Origin of the sequence: Pseudoalteromonas ardens, from assembly GCF_030125445.1 — a bacterium.
GTDB classification, from domain to species: Bacteria; Pseudomonadota; Gammaproteobacteria; order Enterobacterales; family Alteromonadaceae; genus Pseudoalteromonas; species Pseudoalteromonas ardens.
The window spans coordinates 48256-70850 of the sequence record NZ_JASJUV010000005.1 but is presented as its reverse complement, the minus strand read 5'-3'; the positions used below and the strand labels follow the sequence as shown (position 1 = coordinate 70850).

Here is a 22595-nt window from a genome sequence, read left to right as displayed (position 1 = left end):
GATAACAAACACCAAAACAGGACAATAGTTCGCAAGATCATACTACTCATAGCCCTTCACCCTGCTCTTTAGTCCACTGAAGCGTAATATGCGCAGTGGGAACTGACGACTCTGCATTGGCTATGGAAGATAGCCTCCCCTTGAGAGCTCGGTTTGGTTGCTCGGTAAAGAGGACTTTATCCTCCTCCACCCGGAGTGCGGCCGTGAGTAAAGAAGCATTTCCATTGCTGCTACTTGCGAGTGAGATTTTGGAAATCAACAGTCTATTACCTGACGTTACCGAGCTTAAGTGATTAAAAAACAGAGACCTGTCACGATAATTAACAGCTGGTGTTGAAATAATTGGCTGATTAAGTAATACCCCAGGAAGCCGGCCTCGTTGACGCACACGGGTAAGCCCTTCGCTATACTCAATGGTATTCCCTTTAAAATCCACATATACGATGCTGCTCTCGACGCCCAAAGTTCGATCCTGAGATGCCCCATACGTATCGTCATCACCAAGACGATAGCTACTGATAGCAACAGGGCTTGCAATGATTGCAAATTGTGTAGGGTGACATATCATCGAGCTTGGCTCTGAGACATTAAGTACGCACGCTGCCCCCGTGCCGTCAATGTTGCTTGAGCCAAAATATATCTTGTTCCTGAATAATAATGGCCGGTTTACAGTCTTACCTAACAAAGGTTCAGACTGTATCAATCGAGGGTCGCCATTTTGCACTTCAATTTTATGAAGCATGTTTGATTCATCGACAAACACCACCTGCTCATTGCCAATGGGCAATAAAGTTCTGGTCACAATGTTAATACCCAACGCCGTTAAATCTATCTTACGGGAGGACGCTGGCTCATTGCTGGTGAGCAGTACTTTACTCTTCAGCCAAACTGTTTTGACAGTGTCGCCAGAGAGCCCTTTGGCGATGAGAGTGTAGGGCAGACCTGTGTCAGCAGAAAGTACTTTCTCTCCAATACTGGGTAAGGACCCGGCTATAACTTGACTACCATGTTGCAAAATAACCTGGTAAGCGCCACGTACTTGCCACTGTAGTACTGGCGTATCATCTGGCATAAATGTGTATTGCTCGGCACTGGGAAAATCAAATTCAGGCTTAGCCAAATCGTCAATAAATTTTGCTGTTATTGGGAAAGAGCAAGTATCGCCAAAATTACTGCCTCTGCATGCCATTACTTTAACCTGGTTAACATGGCCAGGCAGAGTCATGTTCGCTGCTGAAGAGTTAACGTATGATACCCCTGCGTTTACCCTATAAAAGGTAGCGCCGCTAACCGGCTGCCACTTCAGCTGAGTCTGACCACTGATATAGGCATGTAAGGCCCATTGCGGTGTTGCAGGACGTGACGTATCGCACCCTGGAGATATTGCCTCCAAGCTTTGCATTGAAAACACATCACTACACCCATTTTGTAAGCTGTTGGCCGCGATAGCCAATAAAGGGCTGGACATCCATAGAAACAAAACCACTCTTATCATCTTTGTGCAAATTCCATAAAAGGTAATTATGTTAATTGTACACACAAAAAAAGGAACAAAAACTCACAAACAATAAACAAAACACACCAAAAACAACAAATGGCTACCCTTTGATAAATAAAGTCACCTTTTGTACAAGTTAAATACCGCTAATACGTCTAACAAAGTGAAACTGGCGTGTTGACCATGTAACCGCTGTTAAAGATACGACAACATACAGAGAGCTGGGAAACATCGCTGAATTGCCCATCAAAACCAAACACTAAAACTGTCTGATCACCAGCACAGTAGAGGACCGAGTTTGTGATCATGGAAATACAATCGCATCAATGAAAACAAACAACGTGTTATTATCGCTTGTTCTGATCTCAGGGAATGCCTGGGCATAGCGTGAGGGTGTTATCTGTGGTAACAGCGAGTGCCTTCCTCTATTTTGAGCAGGCCAGGCAGGTATTCTCGCTCTGGAAATGGTGCGATTTGTTTCGGCTGCTCCGACCTTTTTATGAAAACTCCAGAAAATTGACACCGGTAGTGGCTGGCTGCTTAGTTACCCATAGATAGCAAAACATGCAAGTGCCACGACCTATAATTATTTAAAAAAGACTTTGCCACCAATCATTTTAAATGCAGGGGTGCCTCGGACCAGCGTGTCCCGGGCAAACTCAGTGCCGCAACCCGGGCACTGGCCGCCTTGCTCGGTATGATCCGTCACAATCCGCTCTTTAAAGCACTTAACCAGTGCGCCTTTTCCACCTTTGCGGTATTTATACAGCGGTGCTTTACATTTAGCACAGAAAATATCGACCGTTTTAGTCGGGCCTTTTTTATTTGGCTTCGCCATAGTTCAGGGATCACAGAGGCAATACATCATGTACTCAAGTATATCTGCTTTAATTTCAGCAAGACAGCGGGCGAGCATGTCGGTGATGTTCACTATCGCAGCTTATAGGCTGTAGTAAGATCGTTTGGAGAGGTTTGAATGAGGTTACAGAAATAAGCAGGCCGCTCTGCGCGACCTGCCGAAAGTGCTACGATTTTTTCTGATAGATGATGCCGGGGTTGCAACGCAGCATATCAAAGTCGTTATTAAGACCGGCCATAGATTCAGAGGCCCCCAGGAACAAATACCCATTTGGGTTAAGTGCCTGAGCGAACTGACTGATGATCTTTGCCTTTACATCTGGCGAAAAATAGATGAGTACGTTACGACAAAAAATCACGTCAAACTTACCCAGTAAGGCATAGGAATCAAGCAAATTTAAATGCCTGAAGTTAACCATGCGGCGGATAGGCTCGTTGACTTTGGCCATACCATTACCACTGTCTGCAAAAAACTTTTTCTTGCGTTCCGGTGACAGGCCACGTGCCAGTGCCAATGCGTCATATTCTGCATTCTTACACATATCCAGCATGGTATTTGAGATATCAGTACCAACAATCTGTACACCCATTTTGAGCGCACCGGGATTAGAGGTCTGATATTCATTGGCAGACATGGCTATTGAATAAGGCTCTTGCCCGGAAGAGCTCGCAGCAGACCAAATTTTAACAGGACGACGCAGGTCCTTAAACTCAGGAAATATCTTGGTCTTGAGCAGTTCAAAAGGATATTGATCGCGGAACCACAAGGTTTCGTTGGTGGTCATCGCATCCACAACGGCGGCACGCAATTGCCGCTCGTGGGGACTGAGCGTTTTACTCACCAAAGCTGACAGAGAGTCAACGCTAAAACGAGACATCAGAGGCGCCAGTCTGCTTTTCACTAAATACAGTTTATTGTCACCCAGTACAATCCCACACTGTTGTTCTAAAAAAGTGCGAAACTGATCATACTCGCTTTGTTCTAAGTGTTTATTTTCCAAAGTATTACCGCCACTAATTAATCGCAATGAACCCATTTCTTCACGGCTGTTGCCAATTCATCGGGGTTAAATTTAGCAATAAAGTCGTCAGCACCGACCTTTTCGATCATTGCGTGGTTAAATACGCCACTCAATGAAGTATGTAAAATAACATGCAAAGGCGCCAGCTTAGGATCCGCTTTTATCTCGGCGGTGAGGGTATAACCATCCATTTCAGGCATTTCAACGTCCGAGATCAGTAAGCCTACACGCTCTGTGACGTCATTCTGACAGTCCATCTCCGCAATCTCTTTTAACCGGATCAGGGCTTCTTTGCCATTTTTGGCCAGCTCAGTCTGAACGCCCAAAGGCTCTAATGCGCGTTTAACCTGATTACGTGCTACCGCAGAATCATCGGCAATAAAGACGATACGCTCACCAAGGTCACGTTGCATCTCCCCATCAGCGACAATTTCCTGACTGACTTCGGTATTGATCGGGCAGATCTCGTTAAGGATCTTTTCTACATCCAGGATCTCTACCAGTTCATTTTCGATTTCAGTCACAGCTGTCAGATAGGAATAACGACCCGCGCCGGAAGGCGGTGGCATTATTTTTTCCCAGTTCATGTTCACTATTCGTTCAACTGCACCGACCAAAAAGCCCTGCACCGAACGGTTGTATTCAGCGATAATAATGAAGCAGTCTTTGATATTCTCAATAGGTGGTCCGCCGACAGCCAACGACATGTCTATCACGGAAATAGTTTGTCCCCGAATGTGTGCAACACCTCGAATGAAAGCATTGGACTTAGGCATTGCCGTCAGGGGTGGGCACTGTAGTACTTCTCTTACTTTGAATACATTGATCCCAAAGCGTTGACGCCCTCTGAGGCGAAATAGTAAAAGTTCAAGTCGGTTTTGACCCACCAACTGCGTTCGTTGGTTTACTGAGTCCAAAATACCTGCCATGTCATTCTCCTGCTATAAAACTGCTTATCGGAACAATGTTTGCTTGTACTCTACCATTCAAAGTCGCCCTTGAAGCGGTGAGGCAAATCACGCAAAATCTTTATACCTTGTTTCACCCCATAAGCATAGTCGAAACATCATGAGTTTGTTAAAAATTACATTATCCGCTTATTTCTTTCCCATAGTGGCATATTTTTTAGCCACGTCATTTGCTTATGGTCAAACCTATGAGTCAAAAGGCATTGAGAAATTAGCAATAGAATTTATCTCGGAGCAGCTCCCAACACCAACTCAGGCAGAAGAGCAACAACAGGTGTCTGCACTGCCGCTGGATACACGCATCCCTGAGCGTCAATGCCTGCGTCCATTGCAAATTAGCAGTAAATCCAGTCCGCCATTTAATCGGCAGGTCACGGTCATGGTGCGCTGTGATGACCTCGAGTCCTGGGTTCAGTTTGTTCATGTAAAAATCGAAACACTGTTACCCGTTATTGTCAGTACGCGAATGTTAGACAAAGGGGTACTGTTAACTGCAGACGATGTAACAATCGAGATGCGGCCCAAGCACTTTGTCCGTGCTGCCAATATTGACGATATGGCCTTGCTTGTTGGCAGTAAAACCAAACGCCGTATCCAACAGGGTAAGCCGATCAGCATGTTTCAAATTTGCATGATTTGCAAGGGAGATAACGTGACAATCCTGGCCAGTGATGGCACACTGATGATTAAAACCAGTGGTATTGCCTTGCAGGATGGGAACTTAGGAGAACAAATCCGGGTCAAAAATGCAAGATCAGGAAAAACGGTGCTTGCAAGGGTGAAAGATGTTGATTCAGTAGCAGTCAAAATCTGATTTTTTTGCTAAAGTAAGCGTATGGCTTGCCGATATAAAGGCTGAAGCAATTTAACAAACGGGTCATCATCATGGTAAACAACATTAACGGTCAAAATCAGCCGAACAATGTTGCAACAAATGCAAAGCAACAACGTGCTGAATTACAAAGAAATGAAGCAAGTAATACCGCAGCTAAACCGCAAGCACAGGTAAAAGCGGCTGCCGACTCAGTGAGTCTGACGCCACAAGCACAACAACTCAAGGGGCTGCAAGAAAAAGCGCAGCAAGCACCTTCTTTCGACAGCAAAAAAGTCGATGAGCTGAAAAAAGCCATTGCCGAAGGCAAATATCAGGTGGATGGCGAAAAACTGGCTAAAAATATTGCCGCCTTTGAGTTCGATTTATTTGGATAGAATATAAGTGGACGACCAAACGGCACTGTGTGCCCATCAGCTAACAGCGCAAATCAATCTTCTGGAAGCTCTGACCCAGCTTCTGGATGATGAATTGGAGGCGCTTGCTTCTCGCAACGGAGACAACCTCAAGGACATCGCGCGCACTAAGCTCACGACCTTAAATCAGCTTCAAAAATTGGACAAAGACCTCTCCAAATACCCGCAAAGCACGTTCAGCCATGACGAGATTGTCCCCTTAACCGACCAGGTTAAAGAGTTATTGTACCACTGTAAGAAACAAAACGACGTAAACGCACAAGCGGCACATCAGGCACAACTCACTGTGCGTGAACTTAAAGACATTTTGATTGGTGCGCCAACCTCAATGACCTATGGTCAGGATGGCAGTGTGGTGTCTAACATGGGTGAGTTGGTTAAAAACCTCAAAGCCTGAGTGTTCAGGCTATATCTACTCAGCTTTGGTGGGAAACAAGTTTTTGGTGATCACCAGGATCACACCAAATACTTCAGCCAGAGTACCGGCCATATATAAATTAAGTGTCCACTCCTCAAAGTGCAACTTATCCATACCAACCAGCACCAGCACTAAATTCATAATGAATAACTGAACAACCAAAATCCCGATAAACCACCAGGCATATTTCTGCTTCAGGCCTCGATCTGACTCAGCATCTTTGACCTTCTGAACTTGCATGGGATCTACATTGGTGAACTTGTTTTCTTTGAAGTTATGCTTAATTTGCGCAGCAAACGATGACTGCTCTGCCTTTTGCGCTTCCCTGCTTTGTGTCATTACAACAGCTCCAGCGCATTGAGCTTATATTTAAGGGCTTCAACAGACACACCAAAATGAATGGCCATCTCAAAATGGGCAACTTTCTTACGATGCAGTCTTTTCACTTCTTCATTGGGCATCAGCAAGTTTGCAGCAAACTGATTGGCAAACACTTCTTCCTCGTCTTCGCCGGTAGACGCACTCGGCCCTCTGAGGTCAATATATTCGTATTCTTTATCTGTGTTGTCAGACTCTATGCGAGAAATATAATGACCCAGCTCATGGGCACAGCTAAACCGCTTACGATTTAAATGATCGTCCTGATGCAACACGATAACAGGATCGACGCCGGCTTCTTTAATCAACGCCCCGGACACTTTATCCGGCAACGCCATCTCAACAACTTCCAGCCCTAGTGACTTACAGATAGTGACAGGATCAACCGGAAACTGGCTGTCACACCATAAACGACTAAGCACTTTTTGAGCTTCATTTCTCGGGTCCAGCACCGACAAACCTCCTATTGACCTGACCATCCACCCCAGTCTCGCTGAGGTAGTGTGTATATTTAAACAGTATAAATTGAAGGCACACTGAAAGCAAAGGACATAATTTGCCGGTTTTATTGACTAAGCTGTGCTCAGTAATACGTTACCCGCTCCACCTTGCGTGGCTTAACCTCGCCAATATACAAATCGTAAACACGCTTCATATCCAGCTCCAGCTCAGTGGTGTAAATATCCCCAACCGCATAGCTCTTCATAACCTTAGCGCCACGAATAAGACCCTGCACCTGGCTGCGTAGACCATCATTTTGCGCCACAGCCCCCTGTACCGTTGTACTGGCACTTAATCTGTGACCATATACCTGTTCAGCCAACTCACGGTAAGCTTCCAGTTTGGATACTTTAATGGCCATCAGCATTTTTTCACTGTCACTGCCGCCTGGCTGTGAACTCAAGGGGGCATAGCCGACGGCTTTGAGGACCGGGTAAGAGTCGGGTTTCACATAACTGTATTCCACATGTTTGTCTATGATAGAGCTACATCCTGCCAGCCCCAGTACCGTTACAACAGCACAGGACTTGACCAAGCTGACTACCCGTTGATGCCAAAGCGCTCTAAACTGATTCATAGGGGTAACTCCTCTGTGTGGCCCATTGGCCATATCATCAAGTAAGCAATCTGTATGCACAAACCTTGCCAACACCATTGGCACGGGACTTGCTCAGTTAGAACAGAGATTTGCAATCAGTTCGGTAATAAGTCATGAAATTGTCGCGTATTATGAGTGTGTTACTGGCTACCGCCAGTTTTGGGGCCAGTGCAGAGTGGTTTGAAGTCACCGGTTATGCCAATGCCCACACCGAAGATATGGCCGAAGCACGACAAGAAGCCGTGCAAGACGCCATTACGCAGGCGCTGATCTTCTCCGGTGCGACCGTATCCAGTATCCAGACACTGGCTGACGGGGTGTTAACACAAGATCAGATCAAGATTAAAAGTCATGGCGAGATCCAGCAGATCAACCTGGTATCAGAGCAAAAACAAGATGGTATCGTCAGTGTGACGTTGCACCTGGATATTTTCCCCAAGCTGGAACAATGCACTCAGGCCGCCGTTGCGAAACAAGTAACCATCACGCAAAGCCAGCTCATTCAGCCACATCAGGCACGCCTGGGTCAAATTTTTGACATTGCCAAGGCCACCAGCGAACGACTGTATCATACCCTGGCACAACGCAAACTGACGGTGAAGCCGATTCCTTATCTGGATCATGCGATCAATGCCCGACCCTTTTTCACTCAACGCTTCGAATATGATGAACAACTGATCGACTCTTTGACCACGCTAAGTAATAGTCAGTATGTGCTGATGAGCCAGATCACAGACGTCGCTGCCGGGGAACAAATGAATGATGATTACGCATTCTGGCAGGATGAGGAATACGTGCGCAGCTTTAAAATCGATTTTGTCGCATTCGATGCCCTTACCCGGGATAAAGTGTGGCAAAAGCACTATGCCGTCAGTGGTGTCTGGCCTTACGAAAAGACCAAGATTGTTGACGTCTATAGCGACACCTTCTGGCGTACCAATTATGCCAAACAGATCCAGAGCGTTTTTAACAGCGTGGCCCAGGATCTGGACTCAGCCCTGTCCTGTCTGCCCAGCCGAGGCAAAATTTTACATCGTGAACAGGGCAAGTTGGTGATCAACCTGGGCAGCAACCATGGTATTGAGATAGGCCAGTTACTGACGATTTCTCATCGCCGGGATATGCAAAGCGCGACCAACCAGTTTTTTGCACAGAGTATCAAAACACTTAATCAGGTGCGTGTCACTCAGGTGAATGCACAAAATGCGATCGCCGAAAACATCTCAAAACGTCCGCTGAATAATATTCAGATCAATGATTTGGTGGAAGTCATGGTACAAAAACAGGAAGATTTTGCACTGTAAACAGGCGTATAGCTTCATCAACTATGACGTGGCGGCCCCTGCAGGAATCGAACCTGCAACTATCCCTTAGGAGGGGACTGTTATATCCATTTAACTAAGAGGCCACAGCGCGGTGTCAAAATAGTAAGCCTTTTCAGCTTGTTGGTCAACCGATTGATTCTTAATAAAAATTAAATACGCTTTTATGAGTAGTGAGGGCGGCAGTGACGTAATACGCGCCCTGCCGGATCGAGATTATCTGGCGGCTGTGGCACCGTGGCCCAGCACAAAATAAGGAATAGTCACCATGCAGCTGGCAACCACAAGGCGGCTTTCAAAGTCCAGCAAACGCGCATTGACCTCAACACCCCGATCACGATAGATCATCGTGCCAGAGAGCACATGACTGGGGTCAGGTTTACCCGGTAAGGCTCTGCTATCCCGTGAAAAAACGAAATCACCGCTACGCGTGACCTGGATCTGTTGCTGGGACTTAAAATCCAGTGCCGCATAGCCGAGCTTCTGAAAAGCATGGATCAGGTTTTCTGAAAGTTGATTACCCAACTGGTTGCTGCTTCGCAGCGTATCGTCAAAACTCACAAAGCTCGTCACCGCCACTGAATGTGGGTGCACGCCCAGCAAAGAGTCGGATAACTCCAGCGCTATCTGAGATGCATAATTGGCAACCTGTTTACGATGTCGCTCACTCACAAACCCCGGATCAACCGGGTGCTCAGCTTCAGGCGCCTGTTCTTCCAAAGCCTCGTACAGTACTTCTATTTCACGAAATTTTGCCACTTTAGGCGTCATGGCAGTGGTCGTCACTGTTGACGAGGCAGGTTGACTGCCCATCATCTGGCAGCCACTCAACATCACGACCGACAGCGTTAAGCCACTCAGAATGCGTGTTTTCATGATCACTCACCCGCTCTTTGTAACCGGATCCCGTCGTGGATCGCACCGTCTCTCAGCGCATTCACCACTGCTTGAGGTAAAAACCCTTGTGCTGTACCGACCACCATTTTGCTTTGCATGCCCACTATCCGGGCGTTGACTAAGATCCCGCCCTGGTGATGCGACAGTGTGCCTGCCATCACGTATTTAAACGGTAATTCATCAGACAGCTCTAAAAAATCACGGCTGAAAATGAAATCACCATGTTTGGTGACTCGCATAAAGTCCGTTGTTTTAAAGTCGATGACCGGCACGCCAAAGTTGTGCAGCTCGTGTATGAAGCTTTCAGCAATCTGATTACCCAGCAAGGTAGCATGATTAAAATCTTCATCTAAAAAGACAAAGCTCGATACCGCTACCGGTGTCTGCCCATTAATGTATTTCACATTACTGACCATGTCTTGCATCAGCTTTTGTACGTAATGCGTCACATTTTTGGCCGCCATACGTTGTGATACTGTCATTTGCTGCACCCCTCTGGGGTGCGCCTGAAACTGCTCCGCAGCACTAAACTTGCCAGGTGCCACCGTGGTTTCCTGGTGTTTGGTCATGCCCAGCTGTGCACACCCAAACAAGGTAAGGGTAGGTAACACAAGTGCTATCACAGATTTTTTCATCTTTGTCTCCACTAATACTGGCCGCGATGTAACTTGCCGTCTCGCATTTGGGCTTTTTCATCTCCCCACAATACCGCTTTGGGCACAGAGATGGTCGCAGCGGATGCCGTGCGGCTATCAAGCATAGTGATCAATCGCGCATTGATCGTGTAATGGTCATGGCTTTCACTGATGGTGCCCGTTAGCGCGAGGTCAAATTTATGACGTTCTCGCAATAACGCTATATCACGGTTTAATAGGTTATCGGCACTGTCCGACAAAGTTAAAGTCCGTTGTAACCGAAACTCTACTACTTCCAGTCCCATTTGCGTTACATAGCTGATCAGACTTTCCTGAACCTGTGTGCTTAGGCCACTCCCCTGGTTGCTCGCGAGCGCATTACCCAACTGGTCAGCAAGATAAAAACTCGTCACCGCGACTGTTGCGCCGGGCTTAAGCGGGCGACTGTGTTCCCCCAAAGCGGCAGCAAGTTGCCCCATATACTGATGTAATGTCGGCAAGGGGGGCGCTTGCTCCACCTTGTCTTGTTCCTGCGCTTTCATTATTCCAGCGCAGCCACTGAGCAGCACCGACAGGGCCAGTGCGACTATCACGGCAGGAAGTTGCATAATGATCACCTCTCTCTATTTGACGAAACAAATGCAAGAAGCGATCCATAATGCAGTTTACGCACATGCTATAACGTGATTGGGTTGTCTGTATAGTGACTTAACAAACACTGTGGATGAAATGGTCTGAGTTCAGCACACAGCGCCTGTCCTTGCGCCTTATTTTCAAACGCACCAAGTTTCAGCCGGAAATACCGTTGCCCACGAACCTCCACTTGCTCAACATTAACCGGATGCTGGCGCAACGGTGGATAGTCTTTTAGCAGACGCTGGTGAACGGTTTTTAGCTGACTTTGCTTTCTGGTAGCAGCCAGTTGTACTGCAAACTCAGCCTTTTTATCAGCCACGACTAACCGCTGTTCAGTGGAAGATTCCTCCTGAGGTGCTTGATCGGGCGCGGTGACTTCTGTTGCTTCTACGCGCAATGTCTGGGCAGTCAGGCGCTGCTCGACAATACCCGGCGGCTTGTTCACCTGGGCGACCATCACCTCAGACTGTGGCTGATTTGGGGTCAGTGCCAGCTGCAACTGTGTGCTTAACAAGTCAAGGTCCTGTTCAATGGTCAGCAACTCATTAACCTGTGGCGCCACCTGCTGCCACTGCTCAATACTGTGCTTAATCTGTTGTACTTCTGCATTCAACTGGGTGAGTTGCTGCTCTAATTTGGCCAGTCGCTGGTCATCCTGACTATTACTGGCACACCCACTGATCAAGGCCAGCAAAGGCCATACCAGGTAAGGTACTAACTTCATAACTCGTTCCCTTTAATGTTTTAATTCTGTGTGTTCAAGCTGACACGGCACGCCCGCTGTTTGTAATGCATTACAACGTTGTTTCAGTTGCGTTGTATCCGCATCATTTTGCGTGAACGCAATACCCAGCATGTAAGCCTGTGCCTTGTCGTCAAAGAGATAAAACGGGGGGTCAGTGATCAATTGACGATGTCGCTGACGCAGTAGCATAGCGTAGGTTTTCAATATCGGCAGCGAGGTAAAGCGCCCGACAGAGAGCACCGTGATATCCTGGATTGACTGGGGTGCCAGCTGCAAGTCAACTTCCACCAGCACATCTCCTTGCTGTGATAACGCCACTTCCACTTGCTCACTGTGTGTCAGTCCACGCCTGGCGGCATTGGCAACCTGCGCCCGATAGCGACCTGGTTTAATGTCTGTAAATACATAATAGCCGTCATACGCAGCCTGGGTGCGTGCAACCTGTGCGCCGTGTTCATCCAGCAAAGTCACATCGGCGTATGGTATGGGGGCGTTTTCAATCTCGGTTTGTTGGTAAACAACCCCCTCTATTTCACTGGTATTGACCAAAGGCAGCTCCAAATATTCAACGAAACCGCGCCGTGGTGTAATCGCCAGCCCTTCAATCGCAGGGATGACAAAAGGCATCTCAAGACTGTCAGTATCAATCACCATATCGGTTTTTTGATTCACCGGCATCCCACTGAGTAGCACCAGCCCCTGCTCATCGGTGGTACCTTGCATATAATTTTGCAATGCCCGCACTCTGACTTCGGGTACCACTTCATCTGATTCGTCAAACACCCCATTGGCATTATGATCTACATAGACCTTGACCAGCACCGCGCCATTACTGGCCAATCGCCGCTGACTAAACAACAGCTGTTCGCTTTGAGGGTGATAACCAAAGCTAAACTGCCCGTTTATCCCCACTTCCCATTCATCGTAACTGTCATAACTGAGCTGACTATTCAGGCGAATTTTGTCGCCCCGCCAGTTCAAACCCAGCTCACCTTTTTGATAGTCAGTTTCAAGCGTCTCTCTGAAACTCAACTCAACGTTAAACTGCTCGTTTAAACTGCGATAAAAACGCGTTTCGTAGGCAATCAATTCACTGTGTGGGTGCAAATCATAATCAAAAATCAAGCGACCAAATATACGCCCCAAACGAGTCTGAAATCTCACCTGACCCGACATTGAGTGGTCGCCAGCGGCATTATTAGATTGCCATTGCACCTGATTGCTGACAGTCACGCGACCCAAAGAGAGACTTAATCGATTGGTCAGCAAAGTATATTCAGTATCCTGATCAGTGCGATTCCATTGCGCCTGATTTTGATAGGATAACTGCCTATTCAGGACATCAAACATGCCCGACATACGCAGGTACACGCCCCGGGTATCTCGATAATCATCGCTCACCTGTGAGGTGTTGAGCAATCGACGCTGTGTCTGCCAGCCCGCACTGATAGCCTGCCCTGCCCATTCAGTTCTGGCACTAAGTCTGGCCCGGTGCTGCGACTCGCTGTCGTGGGATAAATCCAAATTAAGGAGCATTTTTTTCCACAAACTTAATGTACCGCCAGTTGTGACGGTGCGCTCAATAAGCGCTTCATTCGACAGCGCCTCAGCGATACCCGCATAGACTGACATAGTGTCAGAGATACCGAGGTCATAACGACCGTGAACATGCCAGCCTGACTGCGTTGTATAGGCAAGATCATTACCTAAGATTGCGCTACCGCTGTCGGTGATGGACACATCGAAATAACCCTGACCAGTTTTCAGCCCGGTCCCCTCAACAAAATAGCTACGCTGCTCACGCTCAACCTGCCCTTGTGGCCCATACTTAACCAGTTCAAACTGATTACTACCAAAATACAAAGGGATACGATCAAAATCATAACGCCCCGTTTGGACCTGGAGCTGCTGCGCAACCAACAAGCCATTGTGATACAGTTCGACATCCCAGCCAGCCTGCACTGAGCCACTGATCTGGACACTCTGTTCCTGTATTTCAGCATGCAGCGGCTTATCCGACACCCGCATCCCCACACCTTGCCCGGCAGACTGCCCGGCACCAATATGGGTTGCCTGAATATCACCGACTTCTAACTGTGTGGCCTGCATCTGGCCCAACAACCGCCCCTGGCTATCCTCTCTTTTCCCCTTAAAGCGACCCTGATCAAACGCATCTCCCTCTGTGCCCGCCACAAAATACTCTACATTCCAGAATGCGAGATCATGTGCGCCCAGCGCCGAATAGTAAAAAGCATCTTCATCATTGTCACGACGATAACCAAACTGCATATCCATCAAGGGAGAAGATAAAAATTGATAAGGATTGGGCTTCCAGGCCAGTTTAGAAGCTGAGCCGGCGCTATGCTGAGCAATCTTACGATTAGCACGTGCCTGACGTTCCAATGCTGGCAGCGGCACTGGAGACTGCACCAGTAAGCTTTGATCGGTATAGTTAAACTGGAGATTCAACCCAAACCAGTCTGCTACCAACGCAGACTCAACGAAGACTTCGCCCTGTGCATGGGAGATATCCTGCTCTGAAAGCCGATATTCCTGGTCATTGACCAGCGCTCGTTTTTGCCCACTATCAAGTAAAAAAGTACGCTCAGGACTCAGATACCAGCCGGTGTAATAGTCAGGCTTATCATCATCGCTGATGGCAAAGTCCAGCACCGCAAACAAGCTGCGCAATTCAACTTGCGCATCGCGCTTACTTTTAACCGCAAACACCTCACCCAGATACACCCCGTCAGCATAAACAGATAAGAACAGGTCTTCACCTTCCGGGATCCCTGACTGCGCAGGCTGATTATTCACCGTCAGACTGGCTTGTGACTGCGACAGTTTTGCCTGTATGCGTTGCAGCGTACTGAGAACCTCAGAGAAATCCTGTTGTGAGGTCCCATGTGCTGGCATTGTACTTGCGCAAATCACAGCGAATACCACGCATGGTACGATTCTAGCCATTAACGAGCCTGCATTCAGGGCACAGTAACGGAGAAAATACGCTCAGCAAATGACTGTCCTTTATATTCACCGCTGCCTGTATAAACCACTTTTAGCTGCCCGGAACGCGCTCCCTGAAACATCTCTGGTGCCAGCAGCTTCAGCTGCAACTGCGCCTGACTGAGTTCCGGATAAATGCTGAAGCTGTTAACCAGTGCCGCCTCCTCCCAGTTTACCCCGTTTTGAGCGCGCCAGAAAACGCGCACACCACCAAAAGGACTGGCATCCCCTTTGCGCGACAAAATCAGGTTAACCGTTTCTAGTTGCCCCGCCTGACCGCGATTCAGAGTGGCTGCATCAATGGACACCTGAGGTGAGGATGCAGACTGACGGTAGATCAGCGGGATACTGTAGCTCATGATCATATTGAGCCTGATCCCCACCCCAGCCTGATCCAGATCTTTTTTCTCAGGTAATGCCTGAAAGAACAGGTGCGAGCGGTACTCTCCCGCTGCCATGTTTCTTTGACGACGCAACGCCAGCTTCACGACCTGACGCTCACCAGGCGCAAGACGAACTTGTTTTGGTGTCATTCTGAGCAACCCACTCAGACGCATAGGGTTTTCCTGCTCAGACACATCTGTGTAGCCACCCTCTGGCAATGCCCGTTTTTCTTTAAAGCTCAGACGATAGGTTTTATATTCCTGACTACTGTTGATCAGAAACACCTTGGCACTGCGCTGACGCTCATCAAAGACAACCCGGGTGGGGGAAATCAGTAAGTTCGCGTACACGTGTGCTGTACATGACAGCAGTGCGAACAACACGATGTGGGTAATATACTTCATTGAATTTTGCCTATTTTACTGCTCATGGAGGCGAGTGCCGGTGTTACCGGCTAAAAGCTAAGTTAATAGCTTACTTCGACACTGACTGTCGTTGCATATTGACCATCTACATAAAGCGCTGCTGAAGCCTGACTTTGTAACGTACCGCCAATTAACAGACGGGCGCGGCCATCCCGGTCAGTGAATACCCTGGCAGAATGATGCAACTTAGTCACACTCAGCTTCCCCTCTGTGATGAGGTTACTATGCGCTAATTGGTCATTGAGCAAATCAGTCGATATATTCAGATAAACACCCGCAGGAAACGATTCCAGCAGGAGTTCAGCCGGGTGCCCTTTTTTGATCACATGAATGCTGCCCGACGAGCTTGTGCCACCGCCTGGTGACACCACAACACTGCTCGCAACACTGGGGTCCGCCACAATAATGGTGCCGAAATTCAGGTCCGCATTACGTACAATATTAGCCTGACAGCACCAGCTGAAGAACAAGCCCAAAAGCACAAACAGCACTTTCATGGGTGACCAGCGGGCACCTTGCCCGCCTCTGTACACTAGTAGCTTAGCTCTACGTTAAACGTACCTTCATATTCACCATCAAGGTAGTTGCCCTTATCCGCGCTCTCCGTGGTGAGTGTCGCGCCCACATTAAAGGCAATTTTACCTTCAGCATCTGCCTGAAGTGTCGTTGTTGCAGCGGCAGGGGTAGTGCCGGAGGTCACATAATATGTAAAAGCGCTCAGCTTGAAGCTCGGCGTGCCGGGTGGCAGGCTTTGTGGTAGCACATCCGTTTCTGTTGGGTCAGTAATGGTTAGCGATGCATAAGGTGCGACGCCATCAACCGTAAACTTAGCGGGACTGCCTGGCTCAAGAATCGCAATTTCGGCTTTAGCCACATCCGTAGAAGCAGCTCGTGGTGCCGTATTTGGGTTTGCAGAAATAATCAGGGTGGCGGTTTCTACACCACCAGTGTCACCACTGGCACGGATTGTACCAAAGCTCAGCGGCTCAGTATTTTCAAAAGTGAAGACATTTTTTACTGTAACTGACGCTTTGAACTCTGCAGGCTGTGCAGTAGTCAGTACCGGCATTGCAGCCAGAATTGAGAGTAGAGAGTACTTTTTCATTAACTTTTCCATCAGTAGGTCCTTTTTTATCAAATAGCCGTATCCGTAGTCGGCCAACAAACTCCATGTGCATCGCATCATCAATGCACACGTAAAACTACAACTTTATAGTTGTTTTCTATCATTATTCGAGTGCCCTTGGGTAGAAAGGTGCTCGACTTTGAATAAAAACACTAAATAGATGTCTAATATATCGTACCTAGATATAAAACCTTTAATTTTATTTCAAGTGTTTTTAGTCAGTTAACTAATTTACAGGGTTGACCACTGGCCTTAATTAAACGACAAAACAAGGTGCTTTCCTGCTCAGAACCAAACCCTGAAGCCTGTGTAAGGAAGAATTGGGACCCATTTTGCGCCGGCGTTTGTGAATAAATTGAAACAGAATTAAATATCTCAGGATAATAACTTTGTATGAGTGATAGAGATGCTTTGATCCGTTGATTCTGTGCCTGTGCACGCGTACCTAACAGATGACGACCAAATTGCACCACAAACAGACTTTGTCCTGGCGTAGTAAAGGCATTGGTGACCGCAGTCTGCTCTGCCCGGTGGGTAGTAACGGGTTTTTCTGACTGAGCCAGCTGCTCTTCAATTGGCTTAATCCCACTGGATTCAGACAACAAAGTCAGCAGCTGAGACAGGTCCTGCTCCATCTTAGCGACTCGTTCAATATTGGCTTTGTGCTGATTGTAGGTTTTGATTAATTCAGCCCGGGCAAGCGCCTCAGCCTCTTCATCCGGTGATGGATTTGAACTGCAAGCAGATAAGAGCACAGTGCCTGCAAGTAATATCACATGCGTTATCGCAGGTGTTCTGGTGCGTTGATGGCACATGCTGGAATGGATCAACATCGTTGTCGTGCTCCTTTTATAACAAGCGGCCTTCACTGGCCGCCAACAACATATTACGTCTTTTGTACATTAAATCGCAACAGGCGCTTTAATGTTGGGGTCGGCATCATACCCCTCTATTGCAAAATCTTCGAAACGATAATCATAAATAGACTCTGGCTTACGCAGAATATTGAGTGTCGGCAGGCCTTTCGGCTCTCTCTGTAACTGTTGCTCAATTTGCGCCATATGGTTTGAGTAGGCATGCAAATCACCAAAACTCACAATCACTTCTCCAGGTTCTAGGTCGCACTGCTGTGCCAGCATATGCACCAGCAGAGACAAACTGGCGATGTTATACGGCAGTCCCAGGAAGATATCTGAGCTGCGGATATACAGTTGGCCGGATAATTTGCCATCTGCTACATAGAACTGATAAAGCAAGTGGCAAGGTGGCAACGCCATACGACCAGCCTCTACGTTCTCCTGTGGACTCATGGACTCATCAGGCAGATACTCAACATTCCAGCCATGAAATAAAATACGACGGCTATTAGGATTGTTTTTCAATGTATCAACAACGTAGTCAATCTGATTAATCTCACCGCCTTCTTTAGTCGGCCACGCCGTCCACTGCTTACCATAAATCGGACCCAGATCTCCGTTTTCCAGCGCCCATTCATCCCAGATTTTAACGCCGTTTTCATTTAGCCAGGTTTTATTGGTATCCCCTTTTAAGAACCAGATCAACTCATTGGCAATACTTTTAAAGTGCAACTTTTTGGTGGTCAGCAGCGGAAAACCATCCTGGAGGTTATGACGGATCTGACGGCCAAATACGGAGCGCGTACCTGTACCAGTGCGGTCCCCTTTCTGGGTGCCGTTTTCTAATACGTCTCGCAACAACTCCAAATACACTTTCATGCTTTACTCCTCAAAATGATCTCTCTATTGACCCTACACAAGGGGTTTGTCTGGTACAAAAGTATACTACGTTCGCACGCCGGGGTAACTAATTCACGATGGGATTTATTGCAAGGCAGACTGGGACCCCAAGCGCGGGGTCCCAATGTAGTTTAGGCGCTCGCTGTCGAGGTACGCTTGTGGCTCCAAAGCATCAAGCCAAGGCCACCAATCATCATAGGTAAGGACAAAATTTGGCCCTGAGAAATCATGCCGGCATACAGACCGATATGCGCATCCGGCTCACGGAAGTACTCAACGATAAAGCGGAAAGTCCCGTAGCCAACCAGGAACAAACCGGCAATACTGCCAGCCGGGCGTGGCTGCTTGCGATACCAGATCAGCATGATGAATAACACCAAACCTTCTAAAAAGGCTTCGTAAAGTTGTGACGGGTGACGGGCAAGCGGGCCTCCAGTCGGGAAAACCACCGCCCAGGGCACATCTGTGGGGCGACCCCATAATTCACCATTAATGAAGTTACCAATACGCCCTGCCAACAGGCCCACAGGAACCATAGGTACTACAAAGTCACCCACTGCCAACGGTGATTTCTTAAATCGCCATGCAAAGATAAATATACCTGCAATGACACCCAATGCGCCGCCATGGAAGGACATGCCGCCCTGATCGATACGAAGCAGATACATCGGGTTTTCAAGGAAGAGATTGAACTGGTAAAATAAGACGTAGCCAATTCGTCCGCCCAGGATGACCCCCAACATGCCATAAAATAGCAAGTCACTGACTTCATCTTTGGTCCACCCCGAATTGGGCTTATCAGCTTCTTTATTCGCCCACCACATGGCAAACGCAAAACCGATTAAATACATCACGCCATACCAGCGCACACTTAGGGGTCCAATCGAAAAAATAATTGGATCGATTTCTGGAAACTGCAAAGCCATCGCTTTCCCTCAATAAAATAACATTTTTCCCGCAATCACCACGAGCAGTAACGCGAACACTTTCTTAATCACTGGCACCGGCAGATAGTGCGTTGCTTTAGCGCCCATTGGCGCGACAAACCAGGATGTCAGCACAATACCAAATAATGCCGGTAAATACACAAAACCGGCAAAACCGTCTGCTAATTTCAATGCCTGCCCACCCGACACTATGTAACCTACGGAGCCAAATAAGGCGATCACAATGCCACTGACCGCCCCGCACCCTATCGCTCTGCGCATATCCACAGAAAAATAGCTCAACAGTGGCACAATCAGTACGCCACCGCCAATGCCTATCATCGCAGACAAAGCCCCCATCAGGGTGGTGATGGCGGTTAAAACCGGGCCTGACGGTAAATTGCGCGACTTGTCGGAGGCCGATGATTGAGAACTGAACACCATTTTAATGGCAATAAGCAACACAGAAATGACAAACGTCCACTTTACCCAGTGCACCGGGATCAGTGAAACCATAAAGCCACTGATTAAAGCGCCCAGAGCCACGCCAGTCATCACCCAAGGCGCTATCTCCCAGGGCACGTTGTGATTTCGGTGGTGTGCCAGTGCGGAGGAAGTTGACGTAAATAATATCGACGCCAAAGAGGTGGCAATGGCAACGACAATGACATATTCATCAGCCAGCACCTCGAAATACAATAAAATTGCCGACAGTACCGGAACAATGATCAAGCCGCCGCCAATGCCAAGTAACCCTGCGAGAAAACCAACCACACAGCCAAGCAAGGCGCAGCTCAAAATGAGTAACACACTGATTGTCATAAAGACACTCTTATTATTATGGGCGCGTTATAGTAACTTATCTGAACAGACGCCTCCAGTCGCGGATCAGGCTGTATCACTTTTGGTATAAAGTAACTCGCTTAATCCATGCGCTATCAGAAATTCACGTAGTAGCCGGTGAACCTGTTTGGCACTGGATGCCGTGAGGCACTGAGTAAGCAAGGCCTCCATATCTTTGACGGCAAGCCGACGCAGTGTCCACTTTATTTTGTTCAGAGAGGAAATATTCATACTGAGGCGGCGAAACCCCATCGCCACGAGTAAAATGGCACCTTCTGGCTCACCACCGAGTTCACCACATAAACTGAATGGTAGCTCCAGTTGCTGACAGTCATCAGCAATTTTTTTCAACACCCGCAGCACGCTGGGATGATACGGCTCAAATAGCTCTGCAACCTGTGCATTGGCCCTGTCTACTGCCAGCAGATATTGCGTTAAATCATTACTGCCTACTGAGCAGAAATCGACTTTTTCAGCCCATTCAGGCAATAAAAAGATGCTCGATGGTACTTCAAGCATCACGCCGATGTCGGGCTTATCTATGGTATAAAATTGGTCTGCCCACTCTTCCTGTAGTTCAAAGTAGGCCTGCTCCAGTAATCCTAAAGCTTCATCCACTTCCTCGGTATGGCTGACCATAGGTAGCATAATACGTAAATTGCCCAGACCTGCATTGGCTTTAAGCATAGCCTTAAGTTGATCTAAAAACAGCTCAGGGTGATCAAGCGTAACCCGGATCCCGCGCCAGCCAAGAAAGGGGTTGTCCTCACTGATGTTAAAGTAGTCCAGCACTTTATCACCGCCAATGTCCAGCGTACGCATAATGACAGGTTCAGGATGATAACGTGCCAGCACATCGCGATACCAGCTCTCCTGCTCAGCCTGAGAAGGAAACTGCCCACGCTGCATAAACCAAGCTTCAGTACGATACAATCCTACACCATCACAATATTTGGCACTGAGGTGCTCGGTAGATAAGTCCAGGCCTGCATTGAGCAACAGGCTGATCCGTTCACCGTCCGCGGTGACAGAAGATAAATGATGCTCAGCTTCAAATTTGTCGTGTAGCTGGCCCTCTTTAAGCTTCAGTGCTGAATATTCATTACGCAACACGTCGGAGGGCGAAATATAGACACGCCCGGCGTAAGCATCGAGGATCATGTCTTTGCCATCAAACTGCAACAAGGGAATGTCCTCAATCCCCCAGATAGCGGGGATCCCCATTGCCCGGGTCAAAATAGAGGCATGCGAATTTGCCGAGCCGTGCACACTGATGACCCCTTTGAGTTTGTTTTTAGGGACCTCGGCCAGCATCGCAGGTGTCAGTTCATTGGCAATTAAAATGGTGTTATCCGGATAACGCTTTACCATGCTCTCAGTGCTAACCAGATGATGTAAAACCCTGAGCCCCAGATCTCGAACATCGACCGCCCGCTCACGTATATAAGGATCAGACATGGCTTCAAACTGCGTCACCAGTTCGATAATCACATGCTTCAACGCAGATTTAGCATTCCACCCCTGCTCCAGCTGCTGTTCAACACGCTGGCCCAGGCTGCGGGCATCCAGCAGCTGTTGATACACTTCAAACACAGCCAGAGCTTCTTTGGGTAGCGAGTCACTAAGGGTGTTTTTCAGCACATGAAATTCTTGTCGGGTCGCGGCAACCGCCTGTTGGAATAGCTGCCGCTGCTGGTGTATCTGTTCACATTGCTGAGATTCAATACTGGCAAAGTCGAGTTTAGGGATGACCACAAACGCTTCACCAAGGGCAATACCGGGTGCGCTTGCCACCCCTTTGAGCACTGATGTTTTATGACTGGAGGCATCCTGCTTCAGGACAGATTGCAATTCCACCTGTGCAAGTTGTGAGGCCAGCTGAGCAGACAGCGTAATTAAGAAGGACTCCTCATCATGACTGAAGACGCGCTCTTCTCGTTGCTGCACAACAATTACGCCCAACACTTTTCGTTGATGCACGACAGGCACTGACAAAAAGGCATTGTAGCCCTCTTCGTGCACTTCGTCGTGTAATTTGAATCTGGGGTGACTCTGTGCATGCGCGATATTGATGGGCTCTTCACGCTGGGCAACCAACCCAACCAGACCCTCTGTGAAGCCGACCCGAAACTGGCCAACGGCGTCCGGATTGAGGCCGTCACTGGCCATCAGTACAAAGTTGTCCTGACTATAATCGGCAAAGTAAACGGAACAACACTCAGTGTGCATTGCTTCCTTAACCATCATCACAAAGCGAGATAAGGCCGTTTCGAGGTTATCTTGCTGTGAGACTACCTCCGCGATGGTTCGTAATGTTGCTAACACACCTGACTCCTAAATTGGTAGAAATCGCTCTGTACTGCTCATTTACTCTTTCTGTTAAGCATAACCAACACTGGTGACG

24 protein-coding genes and 1 tRNA gene are annotated in these 22595 nt (G+C 48.0%); 4 read left to right on the top strand and 21 right to left on the bottom strand.

Features of this window, described 5'->3' with window-relative positions; translation table 11 throughout:
* Nucleotides 1-46 precede the first annotated feature (46 nt).
* The 4 genes from QNM19_RS15870 to QNM19_RS15855 all read right to left on the bottom strand — a co-directional run bounded on the left by QNM19_RS15870 (nucleotide 47) and on the right by QNM19_RS15855 (nucleotide 4307).
* The gene (locus QNM19_RS15870) at nucleotides 47-1495 is read right to left on the bottom strand and encodes a hypothetical protein (protein WP_156202297.1); all 1449 of its coding nucleotides are present in this window, start codon (nucleotides 1493-1495) and stop codon (nucleotides 47-49) included.
* A 589-nt stretch (nucleotides 1496-2084) separates the two neighbouring features.
* Nucleotides 2085-2336, bottom strand: a complete 252-nt coding sequence (locus QNM19_RS15865; protein ID WP_049864734.1) for a hypothetical protein — start codon at nucleotides 2334-2336, stop codon at nucleotides 2085-2087.
* Between the two features lie 187 nt (nucleotides 2337-2523).
* Nucleotides 2524-3357 (bottom strand): CheR family methyltransferase, encoded by an 834-nt coding sequence (locus QNM19_RS15860; RefSeq protein ID WP_049864740.1) that lies wholly within the window; start codon nucleotides 3355-3357, stop codon nucleotides 2524-2526.
* 17 nt (nucleotides 3358-3374) lie between these two features.
* Nucleotides 3375-4307 carry a chemotaxis protein CheV gene (locus QNM19_RS15855; RefSeq protein ID WP_010386777.1) on the bottom strand — a complete coding sequence of 311 codons (933 nt, stop codon included), beginning with the start codon at nucleotides 4305-4307 and terminating at the stop codon, nucleotides 3375-3377.
* 139 nt (nucleotides 4308-4446) lie between these two features.
* Here QNM19_RS15855 and flgA point away from each other — a divergent pair, with 139 nt between their 5' ends.
* The 3 genes from flgA (at nucleotide 4447) to flgN (ending at nucleotide 5991) form a co-directional block, all read left to right on the top strand.
* Nucleotides 4447-5160 (top strand): flagellar basal body P-ring formation chaperone FlgA, encoded by a 714-nt coding sequence (gene flgA / locus QNM19_RS15850; RefSeq protein WP_049864733.1) that lies wholly within the window; start codon nucleotides 4447-4449, stop codon nucleotides 5158-5160.
* A gap of 71 nt (nucleotides 5161-5231) precedes the next feature.
* Nucleotides 5232-5555 carry a flagellar biosynthesis anti-sigma factor FlgM gene (flgM, locus tag QNM19_RS15845; protein ID WP_049864732.1) on the top strand — a complete coding sequence of 108 codons (324 nt, stop codon included), beginning with the start codon at nucleotides 5232-5234 and terminating at the stop codon, nucleotides 5553-5555.
* A gap of 7 nt (nucleotides 5556-5562) precedes the next feature.
* Nucleotides 5563-5991, top strand: coding sequence for a flagellar protein FlgN (gene flgN / locus QNM19_RS15840; protein ID WP_049864731.1), 429 nt, complete (start codon nucleotides 5563-5565; stop codon nucleotides 5989-5991).
* Between the two features lie 15 nt (nucleotides 5992-6006).
* On the opposite strand, the gene QNM19_RS15835 is transcribed toward flgN, so the two are convergent.
* The 3 genes from QNM19_RS15835 to QNM19_RS15825 form a co-directional block, all read right to left on the bottom strand.
* Nucleotides 6007-6351 (bottom strand): hypothetical protein, encoded by a 345-nt coding sequence (locus QNM19_RS15835; RefSeq protein WP_049864730.1) that lies wholly within the window; start codon nucleotides 6349-6351, stop codon nucleotides 6007-6009.
* Nucleotides 6351-6842 (bottom strand): ImmA/IrrE family metallo-endopeptidase, encoded by a 492-nt coding sequence (locus tag QNM19_RS15830; protein WP_010386771.1) that lies wholly within the window; start codon nucleotides 6840-6842, stop codon nucleotides 6351-6353. Before QNM19_RS15830 ends, QNM19_RS15835 begins: the two co-directional genes overlap by 1 nt.
* 131 nt (nucleotides 6843-6973) lie before the next feature.
* A complete protein-coding gene (locus tag QNM19_RS15825) occupies nucleotides 6974-7468 on the bottom strand; it encodes an LPP20 family lipoprotein (protein ID WP_049864728.1) in 495 nt (164 codons plus the stop codon).
* 134 nt (nucleotides 7469-7602) lie between these two features.
* On the opposite strand from QNM19_RS15825, the gene QNM19_RS15820 reads away from it, so the two are divergent.
* Nucleotides 7603-8793 carry a flagellar assembly protein T N-terminal domain-containing protein gene (locus QNM19_RS15820; protein ID WP_049864727.1) on the top strand — a complete coding sequence of 397 codons (1191 nt, stop codon included), beginning with the start codon at nucleotides 7603-7605 and terminating at the stop codon, nucleotides 8791-8793.
* A gap of 29 nt (nucleotides 8794-8822) precedes the next feature.
* Here the strand turns inward: QNM19_RS15820 and QNM19_RS15815 are convergent.
* The 14 genes from QNM19_RS15815 to ptsP form a co-directional block, all read right to left on the bottom strand.
* Nucleotides 8823-8897: transfer RNA gene (locus QNM19_RS15815), tRNA-Arg, on the bottom strand.
* 130 nt (nucleotides 8898-9027) lie between these two features.
* On the bottom strand, nucleotides 9028-9687 hold the full coding sequence (locus QNM19_RS15810) for a FlgO family outer membrane protein (protein WP_049864739.1): 660 nt from the start codon (nucleotides 9685-9687) through the stop codon (nucleotides 9028-9030).
* A gap of 2 nt (nucleotides 9688-9689) precedes the next feature.
* The gene (locus QNM19_RS15805) at nucleotides 9690-10343 is read right to left on the bottom strand and encodes a FlgO family outer membrane protein (protein WP_284026914.1); all 654 of its coding nucleotides are present in this window, start codon (nucleotides 10341-10343) and stop codon (nucleotides 9690-9692) included.
* 11 nt (nucleotides 10344-10354) lie between these two features.
* Nucleotides 10355-10951 (bottom strand): FlgO family outer membrane protein, encoded by a 597-nt coding sequence (locus QNM19_RS15800; protein WP_010386762.1) that lies wholly within the window; start codon nucleotides 10949-10951, stop codon nucleotides 10355-10357.
* 68 nt (nucleotides 10952-11019) lie between these two features.
* A complete protein-coding gene (locus QNM19_RS15795) occupies nucleotides 11020-11703 on the bottom strand; it encodes an SPOR domain-containing protein (RefSeq protein WP_049864726.1) in 684 nt (227 codons plus the stop codon).
* A 12-nt stretch (nucleotides 11704-11715) separates the two neighbouring features.
* Nucleotides 11716-14691 (bottom strand): carboxypeptidase regulatory-like domain-containing protein, encoded by a 2976-nt coding sequence (locus tag QNM19_RS15790; RefSeq protein WP_156202296.1) that lies wholly within the window; start codon nucleotides 14689-14691, stop codon nucleotides 11716-11718.
* Between the two features lie 14 nt (nucleotides 14692-14705).
* A complete protein-coding gene (locus QNM19_RS15785) occupies nucleotides 14706-15518 on the bottom strand; it encodes a fimbrial biogenesis chaperone (protein WP_284026913.1) in 813 nt (270 codons plus the stop codon).
* Between the two features lie 62 nt (nucleotides 15519-15580).
* A complete protein-coding gene (locus tag QNM19_RS15780; RefSeq protein ID WP_156202289.1) occupies nucleotides 15581-16036 on the bottom strand; it encodes a DUF4402 domain-containing protein in 456 nt (151 codons plus the stop codon).
* Nucleotides 16037-16071: 35 nt separating this feature from the next.
* A complete protein-coding gene (locus QNM19_RS15775) occupies nucleotides 16072-16644 on the bottom strand; it encodes a DUF4402 domain-containing protein (protein ID WP_284026912.1) in 573 nt (190 codons plus the stop codon).
* Between the two features lie 239 nt (nucleotides 16645-16883).
* The gene (locus QNM19_RS15770) at nucleotides 16884-17498 is read right to left on the bottom strand and encodes a hypothetical protein (RefSeq protein WP_156202290.1); all 615 of its coding nucleotides are present in this window, start codon (nucleotides 17496-17498) and stop codon (nucleotides 16884-16886) included.
* A gap of 69 nt (nucleotides 17499-17567) precedes the next feature.
* Nucleotides 17568-18401 carry a thymidylate synthase gene (locus QNM19_RS15765; protein ID WP_049864674.1) on the bottom strand — a complete coding sequence of 278 codons (834 nt, stop codon included), beginning with the start codon at nucleotides 18399-18401 and terminating at the stop codon, nucleotides 17568-17570.
* 152 nt (nucleotides 18402-18553) lie between these two features.
* The gene (lgt, locus tag QNM19_RS15760) at nucleotides 18554-19348 is read right to left on the bottom strand and encodes a prolipoprotein diacylglyceryl transferase (protein WP_010386755.1); all 795 of its coding nucleotides are present in this window, start codon (nucleotides 19346-19348) and stop codon (nucleotides 18554-18556) included.
* A gap of 9 nt (nucleotides 19349-19357) precedes the next feature.
* Nucleotides 19358-20170: a sulfite exporter TauE/SafE family protein gene (locus tag QNM19_RS15755; RefSeq protein ID WP_284026911.1), complete on the bottom strand. Its 813-nt coding sequence runs from the start codon at nucleotides 20168-20170 to the stop codon at nucleotides 19358-19360.
* Nucleotides 20171-20236: 66 nt separating this feature from the next.
* Nucleotides 20237-22516 carry a phosphoenolpyruvate--protein phosphotransferase gene (gene ptsP, locus QNM19_RS15750; protein WP_049864675.1) on the bottom strand — a complete coding sequence of 760 codons (2280 nt, stop codon included), beginning with the start codon at nucleotides 22514-22516 and terminating at the stop codon, nucleotides 20237-20239.
* Between the last annotated feature and the right edge of the window lie 79 nt (nucleotides 22517-22595).

Bases quoted from the DNA above. Each gene is read 5' to 3' on its own strand.
- QNM19_RS15870 (WP_156202297.1), bottom strand. From the start codon at position 1,495: ATGATAAGAGTGGTTTTGTTTCTATGGATGTCCAGCCCTTTATTGGCT.
- QNM19_RS15865 (WP_049864734.1), bottom strand. From the start codon at position 2,336: ATGGCGAAGCCAAATAAAAAAGGCCCGACTAAAACGGTCGATATTTTC.
- QNM19_RS15855 (WP_010386777.1), bottom strand. From the start codon at position 4,307: ATGGCAGGTATTTTGGACTCAGTAAACCAACGAACGCAGTTGGTGGGT.
- flgA (WP_049864733.1), top strand. From the start codon at position 4,447: ATGAGTTTGTTAAAAATTACATTATCCGCTTATTTCTTTCCCATAGTG.
- flgM (WP_049864732.1), top strand. From the start codon at position 5,232: ATGGTAAACAACATTAACGGTCAAAATCAGCCGAACAATGTTGCAACA.
- QNM19_RS15835 (WP_049864730.1), bottom strand. From the start codon at position 6,351: ATGACACAAAGCAGGGAAGCGCAAAAGGCAGAGCAGTCATCGTTTGCT.
- QNM19_RS15825 (WP_049864728.1), bottom strand. From the start codon at position 7,468: ATGAATCAGTTTAGAGCGCTTTGGCATCAACGGGTAGTCAGCTTGGTC.
- QNM19_RS15820 (WP_049864727.1), top strand. From the start codon at position 7,603: ATGAAATTGTCGCGTATTATGAGTGTGTTACTGGCTACCGCCAGTTTT.
- QNM19_RS15810 (WP_049864739.1), bottom strand. From the start codon at position 9,687: ATGAAAACACGCATTCTGAGTGGCTTAACGCTGTCGGTCGTGATGTTG.
- QNM19_RS15805 (WP_284026914.1), bottom strand. From the start codon at position 10,343: ATGAAAAAATCTGTGATAGCACTTGTGTTACCTACCCTTACCTTGTTT.
- QNM19_RS15800 (WP_010386762.1), bottom strand. From the start codon at position 10,951: ATGCAACTTCCTGCCGTGATAGTCGCACTGGCCCTGTCGGTGCTGCTC.
- QNM19_RS15795 (WP_049864726.1), bottom strand. From the start codon at position 11,703: ATGAAGTTAGTACCTTACCTGGTATGGCCTTTGCTGGCCTTGATCAGT.
- QNM19_RS15790 (WP_156202296.1), bottom strand. From the start codon at position 14,691: ATGGCTAGAATCGTACCATGCGTGGTATTCGCTGTGATTTGCGCAAGT.
- QNM19_RS15785 (WP_284026913.1), bottom strand. From the start codon at position 15,518: ATGAAGTATATTACCCACATCGTGTTGTTCGCACTGCTGTCATGTACA.
- QNM19_RS15780 (WP_156202289.1), bottom strand. From the start codon at position 16,036: ATGAAAGTGCTGTTTGTGCTTTTGGGCTTGTTCTTCAGCTGGTGCTGT.
- QNM19_RS15775 (WP_284026912.1), bottom strand. From the start codon at position 16,644: ATGAAAAAGTACTCTCTACTCTCAATTCTGGCTGCAATGCCGGTACTG.
- QNM19_RS15770 (WP_156202290.1), bottom strand. From the start codon at position 17,498: ATGTTGATCCATTCCAGCATGTGCCATCAACGCACCAGAACACCTGCG.
- QNM19_RS15765 (WP_049864674.1), bottom strand. From the start codon at position 18,401: ATGAAAGTGTATTTGGAGTTGTTGCGAGACGTATTAGAAAACGGCACC.
- lgt (WP_010386755.1), bottom strand. From the start codon at position 19,348: ATGGCTTTGCAGTTTCCAGAAATCGATCCAATTATTTTTTCGATTGGA.
- QNM19_RS15755 (WP_284026911.1), bottom strand. From the start codon at position 20,170: ATGACAATCAGTGTGTTACTCATTTTGAGCTGCGCCTTGCTTGGCTGT.